The organism is Sunxiuqinia sp., from assembly GCF_055140945.1.
In genome coordinates this window covers 83,851-96,564 of record NZ_JBSQYS010000006.1, presented here as the reverse complement: position 1 = coordinate 96,564, position 12,714 = coordinate 83,851, and the positions used below count along the sequence as shown (strand labels likewise).

11 protein-coding genes are annotated in these 12,714 nt (G+C 41.2%); 7 read left to right on the top strand and 4 right to left on the bottom strand.

Going from position 1 to position 12,714, the window contains the following annotated elements; all coding sequences use genetic code 11:
• Positions 1-75: 75 nt before the first annotated feature.
• Both ACTB00_RS04005 and ACTB00_RS04000 read left to right on the top strand, forming a co-directional pair.
• Entirely contained in the window at positions 76-2,052 is a 1,977-nt protein-coding gene (locus tag ACTB00_RS04005; RefSeq protein WP_463298656.1) for a putative porin, read from the top strand.
• A gap of 27 nt (positions 2,053-2,079) precedes the next feature.
• On the top strand, positions 2,080-3,513 hold the full coding sequence (locus ACTB00_RS04000) for an MltF family protein (RefSeq protein WP_463298655.1): 1,434 nt from the start codon (positions 2,080-2,082) through the stop codon (positions 3,511-3,513).
• On the opposite strand, the gene ACTB00_RS03995 is transcribed toward ACTB00_RS04000, so the two are convergent.
• From ACTB00_RS03995 to ACTB00_RS03985, 3 genes are all read right to left on the bottom strand, one after another.
• Positions 3,500-4,135, bottom strand: a complete 636-nt coding sequence (locus tag ACTB00_RS03995; RefSeq protein ID WP_463298654.1) for an NUDIX hydrolase — start codon at positions 4,133-4,135, stop codon at positions 3,500-3,502. The genes ACTB00_RS04000 and ACTB00_RS03995 overlap by 14 nt on opposite strands.
• A 109-nt stretch (positions 4,136-4,244) precedes the next feature.
• Entirely contained in the window at positions 4,245-5,495 is a 1,251-nt protein-coding gene (locus tag ACTB00_RS03990) for an ABC transporter permease (RefSeq protein ID WP_463298653.1), read from the bottom strand.
• A 176-nt stretch (positions 5,496-5,671) separates the two neighbouring features.
• Positions 5,672-6,658 (bottom strand): lysylphosphatidylglycerol synthase transmembrane domain-containing protein, encoded by a 987-nt coding sequence (locus ACTB00_RS03985; RefSeq protein ID WP_463298652.1) that lies wholly within the window; start codon positions 6,656-6,658, stop codon positions 5,672-5,674.
• Positions 6,659-6,855: 197 nt separating this feature from the next.
• Between ACTB00_RS03985 and rsmA the strand changes: the two genes are divergently transcribed.
• The 5 genes from rsmA to ACTB00_RS03960 all read left to right on the top strand — a co-directional run bounded on the left by rsmA (position 6,856) and on the right by ACTB00_RS03960 (position 11,413).
• Positions 6,856-7,632, top strand: coding sequence for a 16S rRNA (adenine(1518)-N(6)/adenine(1519)-N(6))-dimethyltransferase RsmA (rsmA, locus tag ACTB00_RS03980; protein WP_463298651.1), 777 nt, complete (start codon positions 6,856-6,858; stop codon positions 7,630-7,632).
• A 10-nt stretch (positions 7,633-7,642) separates the two neighbouring features.
• Positions 7,643-9,001 carry a magnesium transporter gene (gene mgtE / locus ACTB00_RS03975; protein WP_463298650.1) on the top strand — a complete coding sequence of 453 codons (1,359 nt, stop codon included), beginning with the start codon at positions 7,643-7,645 and terminating at the stop codon, positions 8,999-9,001.
• A gap of 1 nt (position 9,002) precedes the next feature.
• Positions 9,003-9,458 (top strand): ATP-dependent zinc protease family protein, encoded by a 456-nt coding sequence (locus ACTB00_RS03970; protein WP_463298649.1) that lies wholly within the window; start codon positions 9,003-9,005, stop codon positions 9,456-9,458.
• Between the two features lie 98 nt (positions 9,459-9,556).
• Complete coding sequence (rimK, locus tag ACTB00_RS03965) at positions 9,557-10,429, top strand: 30S ribosomal protein S6--L-glutamate ligase (protein WP_321287582.1); 873 nt, start codon at positions 9,557-9,559, stop codon at positions 10,427-10,429.
• Positions 10,430-10,441: 12 nt separating this feature from the next.
• Positions 10,442-11,413, top strand: a complete 972-nt coding sequence (locus tag ACTB00_RS03960; protein ID WP_463298648.1) for a succinylglutamate desuccinylase/aspartoacylase family protein — start codon at positions 10,442-10,444, stop codon at positions 11,411-11,413.
• A gap of 288 nt (positions 11,414-11,701) precedes the next feature.
• Here ACTB00_RS03960 and ACTB00_RS03955 read toward each other — a convergent pair whose 3' ends face one another.
• A complete protein-coding gene (locus ACTB00_RS03955) occupies positions 11,702-12,604 on the bottom strand; it encodes a D-hexose-6-phosphate mutarotase (protein WP_463298647.1) in 903 nt (300 codons plus the stop codon).
• Positions 12,605-12,714: the final 110 nt, after the last annotated feature.

Sequence of the window (12,714 nt, the reverse complement as noted above, 5' to 3'; positions counted from 1 at the left end):
TGACGTCACAAAAATGTACCTTTTTAACAATTAAAATTCAATCGGACTTTGACTTTTAACTATATTTGCCGCGGTATGTTTCAAAAAATACAGTTAACCATATTGATTGTCCTCGGAGGATTTACGCTGCTTTTTGCCCAGGGTAACCTGAATAATTTTGGAGGGTTTAATGCAGAGAGTACTCTCCCTGACGACGGAAGAAATGACAGCATTCAATCTGATCCGCATGACAAGAATAAACCGATCGTTTCGCACATACACAGCTGGAAACTAAAAAATAACGGGGCCTCAACCGAAGCAGTGGAGGTTGATACAACCCTTAATTTTTTCCATAACTATAATCCAATATTTCAGAAAAGTATAAGCAATACCTTTACCGGAAATTTTGGAGGAGCCTATCAATCCAACAACTTTTTCAAACGTGAAGGGGAGTCGGATTTTTATTTTTACCGGGCATTTGATTTATATACTAAGCTACCAGCCGACATCAGGTATTTCAATACCACAACCCCGTATACGATTTTGGATTATAGCCAAAGTGAAAATCAAAACACGCAGAACGAAACGCGCTTCAACGCTTTTCATTCTCAAAACATCAATAGGGATTTTAACGCCACTTTTTTTTACGATCAATCAAAGGCTACCGGGCAGTATGAATACCAGGAAAATAAACATCATTCCATTGCTCTTTACTCCAGTTACGAATCAGACAAATTTAATTCTCATTTTAACCTGATATTTAATCGGCTAAAAAATGAAGAAAACGGTGGTTTAGAGGATGGCAGTATTGACTTAAACAAGTATGATGAGACCGATAACTATATCGTCAATCTGGATCAAGCCAACTACACGCTCAGAAATAACACGCTCTTTTGGAACAGTGAATACCGATTAGGAAAGTACAAGGAAGTTGAAGATACACTTGGTTTTATTACCGACGAATTTATTCCCCGCACCGGATTCTTTTATCAGGTTGAATACTCAGGGAATCAAAAAACATATACAGACGATGAAGCCAACCTGGATTTTTATCGAAACACTTATATTGACTCAACAGCGACGAATGACACAATCGGTTATAATCGGTTAACCAATTTATTTCAACTTAAATTCTACGAAGCACCAGATCGAAAATACACGTTTAGTAAGCGGGCTTTTATTGGTCACGACCTGATCAGAATAAAAATGCCTTTGGATACAACACTGCAAAAATACAAGCACAGCAACACGTTTGTTGGCGGTGGAATATCCAGAGAAGAAGGTATATTTTGGAAATGGGGAGCACAAGGGAAATTTTACCTGACAGGTTATCGCTCAGGACAAACCGAGCTCAGCGCATATATTTATAAACCAATTAACATCGGCAATGACACAACCAGCTTGAAAGTATCAGGAGAACTAAATACAATTGCTCCTGACTATTTCGAGCAACGCTTTAACTCGAACCACTACCAATGGAGTAATCGTTTCAAAAATATCAACGAAATGATTCTAAAAGGTGAGATTCATTCACAAAAACGCAAGTTGACTCTGGGTGCAAACTACGCATTAATTGGGAATTATATCTACAACGACTCGGTTGCCACTCCACAGCAAGGTGGCCGGGAAATGCTGATATTATCTGCGTATCTGAACAAAACGATTGAATCTGACCACTGGCTTCTGAGAGGACAAATCTTATGGCAGAACGCGAATCAGGAAGAATATCTGCATCTACCAGATCTTTGCGGATATTTAAGCATCAGCTACAAAACAATCATATCGAAAGTGTTATACACCCAAATTGGAGCTGACGTTCGCTACAACACCGAATTTTATGCTGATGCGTACGACGCCCCTACGGGAAGATTCTATTGGCAGGATCAAGAAAAAATTGGTAACTTCCCGTTTGTAGATGTACATGTAAACCTCAAACTGAAACGCACCCGGCTGTTTTTTCAATGGTTAAACGCAGCTTCGGATATGCTTGACAGTGGATTCTGGACCGCGCCGGACTATCCATATTATCGCAGAACGTTCAGGCTTGGAGTCTCATGGACTTTCTACGATTAGTTTAGTTAGCCAACTTTTATTTATTGCATGAGAAATAAAAAGATCTACATCCAAATTTTATCATTCATCGCAATCCTTATTTTCTTTTCATGTGGTTCCGGCTCTGGAAAGAAAAAAGAAAAAGCAAATCGCAAAAACAGCGAGCTTTCCCGTATCATGAATTCAGGCCGCCTGAAAGCGGTTGTCGATTATAATTCAACCAATTACTTCGTATACCGGGGAAAGCCAATGGGGTTCAAATATGAGCTACTACAGCACCTTGCTGACGATATGGGACTGGAGCTGGAAATATCGGTAAGCAATAACCTTAAGGAAACTTTTGATGGGCTGAACAAGAAAAAATACGACTTGGTAGCTAAAAACCTGACAGTAACAAAAAGAAGGAATGAAACCATTCAATTTACAGAGCCTCTGGAACAAACCCGCCAAGTACTTGTACAGCGAAAGCCGGAGAACTGGCAGCGAATGACCAGAGAAGTAATTGAAGATTCGCTCATCAGAAACCAGCTTGATTTAGCAAAAAAGGAAATACATGTTCAAAAAAACACAGCATACTATCGACGACTGGTCAACCTTTCAGACGAAATTGGGGAAGAAATTACAATTGTTGAAGATTCGATTTATGGTGTTGAGCAGTTGATTGCCATGGTCGCCAAAGGAGATATTGACTTTACCGTAAGCGATGAAAATGTAGCAAAAGTGAATCAAACATACTACCCAAACCTCGACATTAAAACACCAATTAGCTTTCCGCAAAATATAGCCTGGGCAGTACGAAACGACGCAGGCGAATGGCTAAAATACCTGAATACCTGGATCCGAAATTTTAAAGAGACGGTTACCTACGCCATTCTTTACGACAAGTATTTTGAAAATATTCGCTCACGAACAATGGTAAATAGCACATACCACTCGATTGGTGGTGGCCAAATTTCACCATTTGATGACCTGATTAAGGAAGCTGCCGACAAAGCAAATTTAGACTGGCGATTGTTGGCGGCTATTATTTATCGGGAATCCAGATTTGACCCATATGCGGAATCATGGGCAGGAGCCTATGGGCTGATGCAAATTATGCCTGAATCTGCTGACCTGTTTCGAATAAATGAATATGAAGAACCGATTCAAAATATAAAAGTTGGAGTACGACTATTGAAATGGCTTGACAAGAATCTAAAACCAGACGTTCCAGACTCTGTGCAACGGGTTAAATTTGTATTGGCCTCATATAATGTAGGACTTGGACATATTAAAGATGCCCAACGACTAGCAGAGAAATATGACAAAAATCCGGCGATTTGGGATGACAATGTCGATTTTTTCCTGCTCAATAAATCAGCCTCAAAATATTACAAAGATCCGGTTGTTCGATGGGGGTATTGTCGCGGCGAAGAACCGTACAATTACGTGAATCGGGTACTGACGACTTATCGAGACTACAAGAACATTATTGAAAAGTAAAACGTCCTTTTTTCGCGAGCTCCAAGAATTCGGACAAGATCATGGCCGTTGCTCCCCAAACCTCGTATCCTTCAAATGGGTAAAAAGGCACGGTTAATCTTCCGCGAATGGTATCCATCTCTGTGAAGCTGATTTTTTCATTCTGAACAAAATCTTGCAGTGGAAACAGAATCAACTTTTCCGCTTCATCTTTATTAAGTACAAAGTCAGGTTTATAATCCATCCACCCAACATATGGGAAAATGGAATACCCGCTTACCGGAATGTGTAACTCCGACAACATCCCCAATAAACGAACATCTGCCGGAGATATTCCCACCTCTTCCTGAGCCTCCCGAACAGCCGTCAATTCAGGACTTTCGCCTACTTCAATCTTTCCTCCCGGAAAACTAATCTGTCCCGGATGGTGCTTCATATTCGGATTGCGTTGAGTTAAACAGGTATAAATTTTCTCTTTATACGGAAACAACAACAACAGCACGCTGCTATACTTAATCTCACCAGATTCTTCAAAACTCATTTTCAGATGTCGTCCCGGAGGCAACATCTTTTCGTGTGCCTTTTCTCCTGGCAGCTCAGTCTGAAGCAATTGCTTAATATGTTGTATGAAATTGGTGTACATGTAAATTTATAATAATCATTTACGACTGGAGAAAGTTTTAACGATCTCCAACTTATTTATTAATTCATAGCCCGGTGACGATAGATTCAAAAAGTGTAAATCAACTCAACTATTCAAACCGAACGGTCTTTTCAGGAGAAATCCGGCTTACAAAATAAGACGGCCCAATCAGCATGAAAAGGGTAATCACCAGCGCTCCAACATTCAATAGCACAATGTGCAAAACCGAAATATTTACAGGAACGGTATCGACGTAATAAGAGGTTGGATCAAGATGAATTATTTTAAAGTAATGCTGAAGCAAGCCCAAAACAATACCCAGAATATTCCCCCAAAGTAAACCTTCCCCAATCAAAAAAGCTGAAAAATACAGGAAAACTTTCCGTACATTCACATTGGCTGCCCCAAGCGATTTGAGCACGCCAATCATCTGAGTCCGCTCTAAAATAATGACCAACAAACCAGACACCATATTAAACCCGGCAACCAATACCATCAACACCAAAATAATCCAAACATTCATGTCCAACAGGTTGAGCCAATCAAAAATATAGGGGAATTTACGTTTGACATTAACAACCCGCAACAACGAATCATCATCATTCATATTAGCTAAGACCAAGTTTCGAACAGCATACTCCGCCTGGTCAACTTCATCCATATTTCTGATATAAATCTCATATCCGCTAATCTGATCTTCCTCCCACGAATTTAGCCGCTGAATATGCCGAATATCAATCAGCACAAACATGCGGTCAAACTCTTCCAGGCCGGTTCGATAAACTCCGCCAACGTCGAACTGACGAATACGGGGAACTTTTTCATTTTGATTCAAAAAATACATTCTGAATGAGTCACCTAACTTCAACTTGAGTAAATTGGAAAGCTGCTCCGAAATCCAAACCTGGTTTGTTCTCAACGAATCCAATTCAATTCGCTGTCCGGCAACTTTATTACTCTCAAAAAAACGCCAGTCAAAATCAGCAGCAACGCCTTTCAACACTACGCCCTGAATATCTTCCTCTGTTTTAATCATGCCGGGTTTTGTGGCATACTGCTGCACATGATCCACAAAAGGCATTGCCTTCAGCTCGTCTAAAAAAGGCTGTTGTTTTTTAATTGATTCAGTTTGATACGACATATTGCTGTCGTAATTTACCAACTGCAAATGTGCTGCAAATCCGTTGACTTTACTTTCAACCTCTCGTTGAAACCCAGTTACAATAGCCACGGATAAAATCATAACCACCATGCCCAGACTAATGCCTGCCACTGCCAGGCGAACAATACGCCGGGAAAGTTTTTGGTCGCTATCTTTTGAGGAAAATAATCTGCGTGCTATAAATAATTCAGTATTCATCTAAAACTAAAAGCTAGTCAATATTTACAAATCAATCGATTAAAAACAGGTGAATCGCCACAACACATGTCAAAATTAACAATTTGCCGCGGCTGTCAACGACTTAACGAAAGATTATTTGAAACCGTATCCTGAAAAACACGTCAAGCTCGATGTATATTGAAAGCGCAGCTATTTTATTCCTTTGTCCGATTGATGAATGGCAAAACAAGCAGAGAAATCAGCCCTAAAATAATCATCATCGCTGTCATAGAAGTGTGTGCCAATAAGGCAAAGACCATCCCATCAGCTTTGTCGATTCCATAAACCATCAGCGCTTGAACGACCATAAAATGCCAGGCTCCAATTCCGCCTTGCACGGGAGCAACCATACCGTAACTTCCCAAAACAAAGGTTGTTAATCCGGCTATCATTGATAGGTGCGAAGTGAAGTCGAAAGAAAAGAAGACCACATAAAGCATCAGGTAGTACATTCCCCAAATGAAGATAGAATGTGCAATAAAAGCCCACTTATTTTTCATTGCTTTGATCGACTTTACGCCTTCTGAAAATTTAATAAGAATGCCACGCACCTTCTCAAACAGAGAGGATCTTAATAATTTATTACGCATTAAATAAAGTACAATAATTACGGATACAACCGACAAAACAGCCCAGGGCGACAAGGCAACACTATTCAGCTTCTCTTTGACATCCGGGTTGTTCTCCAAAAATTGGATAACCTGACCAAACTGACCCACAATCACGATAACTGTTAGTATCAACAGCATAATTACGTCAATAATGCGCTCGACAACCACCGTGCCGATCAACTGGGTGAACGACATTTTCTCGTATCGAGCCAAAACACCACAACGCGAAATTTCGCCCATCCGCGGGAAAACCAAGTTCATCAAGTAACCAACCATTACAGCTAAAAAGGTATTCAGCAGGCGAGGTTTTTTACCGAGAGGTTCAATCATCAGATTCCAGCGCATCGTGCGACTGATGTGACTAAGCAAGCCAAAAAATAAAGATAGCCAGACCCACCAATAGTTGACATCATTTTTTAAAACGGACTTCAAGCGGTCAACATCCTGATCTTTGTACACCAGCCAAAATAAAAGAATACCCAAGGCTAAAAAGGCAAGAAACTTAAGGGTCTTAACTATTTTCTGTTTCAAATCAAACTTGTTAATTATTGAAATAACGCTATTTTTAAAATCGTTTTCGCGTCACTTCTTCTTTTTATTAAGTACTTTACTAAATTTGCACGCCTCGTGAAAAGGCAAGTTTCGCAGACAAAAATATATATTTGTTTTAAATCACCTCGATTTTTAACAACATATCTAATATCATATCATATATAACAGCAATAATAATGGGTAATGTCAGAGCAAAAAAGAATTTAGGTCAGCATTTTTTGAAAGACAAAAATATTGCCCAAAACATAGTTGAAAGCCTTCAGGCAGAAGATATCAAGCAGGTTTTAGAAATCGGTCCGGGCATGGGCGTGCTCACCCGGTTTCTGCTTCAGAAAAAAACTTATCAAACAACAGTTGTCGAAATTGATCGTGAGTCAGTTGATTACCTGAAAGTACATTTCCCGGAATTGAAAGACCGGATTATTTCAAGGGATTTTTTAAAACTGAATCTAACGGAATATTATCAGGAACCTTTTGCCATCATTGGAAATTTCCCCTACAACATTTCATCGCAAATCTTTTTTAAAGTTTTGGAGTACCGGGATCTGATACCGGAGGTAGTTGGCATGCTTCAGAAAGAAGTAGCCGAGCGAATTGCCAGAGGTCCGGGTAGTAAAGTCTATGGCATTCTGAGTGTTTTTTTACAGGCTTTTTATGATATCGAATACCTGTTCACGGTAGACGAAAATGTATTTACCCCTCCGCCCAAAGTAAAATCGGCTGTTATCCGGTTAAAAAGAAACGACAGGCAGCAACTGGATTGTGATGAAAAACTTTTCTTCCAATTGGTCAAAGCCGGATTTAACCAACGTCGAAAAACGCTTCGCAACTCCGTAAAATCATTTCTCCGCGACGAAGAACTAAAGCACGATCCAATTTTTTCTAAACGTCCCGAACAGTTAAGTGTTAATGATTTTGAACGTTTAACCAGGCTGATCCAAGATCAGTCTTAAAAAAGCAGCCATGCAATTTGAACTGAATCGAGAATTTATCGACGAGCTGAAGGACCTTATTGAACACGAAGCCTCCGAAGCTATTCTGTCCAAGCTTGAAGGTCTTCACCCAACCGAGATTGCTGAGGTTATGGATGAGCTGAACATGGACGAAGCCAAATACCTCTACTTACAATTGGATGGAGAAAAGGCCTCTGATGTGCTGGTTGAAATTCCCGAAAACGAACGAAGGCGATTCCTGAAAGTTTTACCCCCCGAATTGATTGCCCGGCAATTTATCGAATACATGGACTCGGATGATGCTGCCGATGTTGTGGGTGATTTGGAAGACGATATGAAGGAGGCCGTTCTTCAGGAAATTGAGGACAAGGAACAAGCCGGAGACATTGCCGACCTGCTCGAATACGATGACGAATCGGCCGGAGGATTGATGGCTAAAGAGCTGATTAAAGTAAACGAAAACTGGACGGTTCAAACTTCATTAAAAGAAATATCGAAGCAAGCTGAAGACATTGACGAAATATACTATGTATATGTTGTTGACGATGGAGAGTTTTTGAAAGGCATTCTTTCGTTGAAAAAATTGATTTTAAATTCAACCCAATCAAAAATTAAAAATCTGGTTGAAGATGAAATACATTCTGTGAAAACTGATGCTTCGCAGGAAGAAGTTGCGCAAATGATGGAACGTTTTGACTTGGTGGCCGTGCCGGTTGTTGACCATATTGGCCGACTAAAAGGACGAATCACCATTGACGATGTGGTTGACGTTATTCGCGAAGAAGCTGAACGCGACTACCAAATGGTTTCGGGTATCACCGGCGATGTCGAATCGGGTGACCGTGTCTGGAATTTAACAAAAGCCCGGCTGCCATGGCTGCTTATTGGATTGATTGGTGGAATATTAGGAGCGCGTGTTTTAGGAGCAAACGAAACAGCCTTGTCTGAAATTAAAGGCATCGCCTTTTTCATTCCACTTATTGCTGCCATGGCCGGAAATGTGGGGGTACAATCATCTTCTATTGTTGTGCAGACTATCGCCAGCGGGGCACGCGACTTCGACACTTTTGGAAAAAAACTCCTGAAAGAACTGGCAGTCGGGCTAATCACAGCTTTTGTATTTTCAAGCCTTATTTTTAGTTATAATTTTTTCTTCGGCGATAGCATGAACCTAACCTGGGCAGTCAGTATTTCTTTATTCATCGTTATTGTGTTCGCCTCCCTGTTTGGAACAACGATTCCACTTGTTTTAAACAAGCTAAAAATAGACCCGGCTCTTGCCACCGGACCTTTTATTACGACCATGAACGACATCCTGGGACTGATTATGTACATGATGATCGCTAAACTATTTTTCAATATCATTTAAAATGACAAAATCCAAAATCGTCATCGGGCGGGAGGACATTGCCAGCTTTCCTCTTTTAAATCTTGAGGGGATTGAAGTGAAGACCGATTCGGGTGCTTACACATCTAGTTTTCATTGCCATAATATTGAATTGATCAAAGTTGACGGAGTTGAAAAACTGAAGTGTTATTTTTTAGATCCGGAACATGACAAATACCACGACAAAGAATTTATCTTTGAAACGTTCGTTTTAAAAAAGGTGAAAAGCTCAAACGGGCATATGGAAGAACGCTATTCGATTTCAACAGAAATAAGGCTCTTTGAAAAAACATTTCCGATTGACCTGACTTTAACGGAGCGTGGAACCATGAAATTCCCTGTTTTGTTGGGACGAAAATTTTTATCAAAGCGATTTGTTGTTGACAGTTCATTAACGAACCTCTCACAAAAAGGAAAAATAAAAATTGTAACTTACTGAGAGAAAAACAGACAACAAGCCGATTTGTAAATTCAAACACCAGAAAATTACATGAAGAGAAATCCTCGTGCCAACACTTAAATTAAAAATCAAACACAATGAAATTAGTTGTATTATCAAGAAATCCTCAATTATATTCTACAAAACGATTGGTTGAAGCAGGAGAGCAAAGAGGCCACGAGGTTCTTGTTGTTGACCACTCCAAGTGCGACCTGTTTATTGAAAAGAAAAAGCCTTCAGTTTATTACAAAGGCAGCAAGCTGGAAAACGTTGATGCAGTTATTCCCCGAATTGGTGCCTCGGTTACCTTTTATGGAACCGCTGTCGTTCGTCAGTTTGAAATGATGAAAGTTTTTACCGCGATTGAAAGTCAGGCCTTGGTACGTTCGCGCGACAAACTGCGTAGCCTCCAAATATTAAGTCGTGCTGGCTTAGGACTTCCTAAAACGGTTTTTACGAACTATTCTCGCAATGTAAAAGACATCATTCAAAGCGTGGGAGGAACGCCTGTTGTTATTAAAGTGCTGGAAGGAACCCAGGGACTGGGAGTTGTACTTGCCGAAACCGACAATGCTGCGGAATCAGTCATTGAAGCTTTCAATGGACTAAAAGCCCGTGTTATTGTCCAGGAGTACATCAAAGAGTCAAAAGGAGCCGACATTCGTGCATTTGTTGTTGATGGAGTCGTTGTTGGCGCCATGAAACGTCAGGGCAAAAAAGGAGAATTCCGATCGAACCTGCACCGTGGTGGATCGGCTGAAATAATTGAGCTTAGCGAAGATGAAGAAAATGCAGCACTGAAAGCCGCCCGGGTGATGGGATTGGGTGTTGCCGGAGTTGACATGCTGCAATCAAACCACGGACCTTTAATCCTGGAAGTTAACTCATCGCCGGGACTTGAAGGAATTGAAGCTGCCACCGAAAAGGATATTGCCAGAAACATCATCCGATATGTTGAGCGCAATATTTAAGGGTATTTAAGTATGAGACAAAACAAACCGATGAAAATCCTGGGAACAGAAATTATACCGGGAAAACAAACCATCCTCAATTTGGATATTGCCCGTCTGCACACCCGAACAAAAGTTGAAGTTCCGGTGATTGTTGAACGCGCCAGAGAAGACGGGCCTGTACTTTTATTAAATGCAGGCATCCATGGAAACGAAGTAAATGGTATTGAGATTATTCGAGAAATAATTTCAAAAAAGATCAATAAACCCAAACGAGGTACTGTTATTTGCATTCCCGTGTTAAATGTGTTTGGATTCCTGAGCCAAACCCGGGAATTCCCCGATGGGAAAGACCTCAACAGGGTTTTCCCGGGATCTAAAACCGGTTCGCTGGCAAGTATTTTTGCATACCACCTAATGAACAACATCTTACCACACATTGATTACTGCATTGATTTTCATACAGGAGGCGCCAACCGATTCAACAGCTCACAAATTCGAATTAACAGAGGAGATCAGGAGCTCCTTGAGCTAGCGAAGATTTTCAATCCCCGCTTTATTGTTTATGCCCCCAATCGCGAAAAGTCGTTCAGACAGGCTGCTTCCAAAGCCGGAAAAAAAGTCCTGCTTTTTGAAGGCGGAAAATCGCTCGATTTCCACAAACGAATTACCCTGCGTGGCGTTCGTGGAGTGATGAAAACCATGACCCACCTGGGCATGCGAGACTTTACTGAAGAGATTAAAGCTTTGCCCATGAGCGAATCTGTTATTATAGAAAGCTCAAGCTGGGTTCGAGCTCGCCACGGAGGCTTGTTCCGCTTCGACATAAAAGATGGGGCTGACGTTGAAAAAGGAGAAATCATTGGTAGCATTTCTGATCCCTATGGAAAGTTCATCCATAAAGTAAAGATGCCGGAAAGTGGCCATATACTCGGATTAAACCACACCCCAATTGTATATCAGGGAGATGCACTGCTTCACTTAGGAACCACTAAAACGACCTAAGCCCAGGGGCGAGACCCGATCCCCAAGGTACATATTGTTTTCCCCAAGGGGCACGACATGATCCCCAAGGTACTTGGAGCAATCCCCTTGGGGCGCAAGCTTATCCCCTAAGGACGTACGATAAGTCACAAGGAAATGGAAACCGTAGACTGCTCCACAATGCCCGTGGACAAGTCCATGATATTAATGGACTGCTCCACGCGTATTGTGGACAAGGAAATCAGGCCTGTGGACAAGCCCATCATTCCTGTAGACAAGCCCATGGTTTGCGTGGACACAGCGCGAGCATTATTCTTCCAGTCCCAGAATAGCTGAGGTTTCGTAGCTTGCTCCAGGTGCCAACTGAATGGTGTAATCAAACGCATTGGTGGCTTCCACGCAAACAAAAGCTTCATAACCATCATCAGGAATATCGGTAATGCCAGCTGTGGTTTCTTTGCCCGGATTCCAAACTGTAGTGACTTTACTCCCTGATTTTTCAACAAAAATACGGCGACGAAAAGCCGGATCATTAATTACAACCGGTGTTTCTGTATTGAGATAATGACGGGTAAGCGGCTCATTGAAAGTTAACAGCTTTTCGTTTTGCTGACCATCCTCCCCGGTCAGTTGGTTGTAGTAGCTTAATCCTTCCAACCCTTCAATCTGGATGTTTTCAATAGCCGATATCGTATAATACGTATGCAGCGCACACCCATATTCAAATGACGCTGTTGAGGTATTGGTCACTTTGAGTGTCGCTGTCAGTTTTTTCCCAATCGTAAAAATCATTTCAGCTAAAAAATCATGAGGCCAGTAAGTTTTGGTGGTATCTGATGATTGAAGTTGCATCCGAATAAGGGTTTCTCCATTCGGCAACGCCTGAGTTTCCGCAACATCCCATAACATGAGCCGCCCAAAACCATGCTGAGGTTGCTGCGGATCTGACTGATGAGGGCCGAACCAGGGAAAGCAAACCGGAATTCCTCCACGGATGGCCTTTCCTTCCTGCATGAAACTGTCGGGGCTCATCCAAAGAAAATCCATATTATTGTGAGGAATGAAGCTCATCGCATGGGCGCCATACAGGCAAATGTCTGCCTGAGCATATTTATTTGAGATACTAATAAACGGTAGCTCGCCTTCAATTTCCATGAAACCGACCTCTCCTTCAATGCCAAACTTTTCGTCTAATTCTTCAATTGGTTGCATATTTTATTTTTAGGAGTGTAATAACTTAATTTTTTTTGACTTAATAAACTCTAACATTGCAAAACGATTGTCTTTAAAAACCCGCTGAATAAAGATCAAACCACATTCCA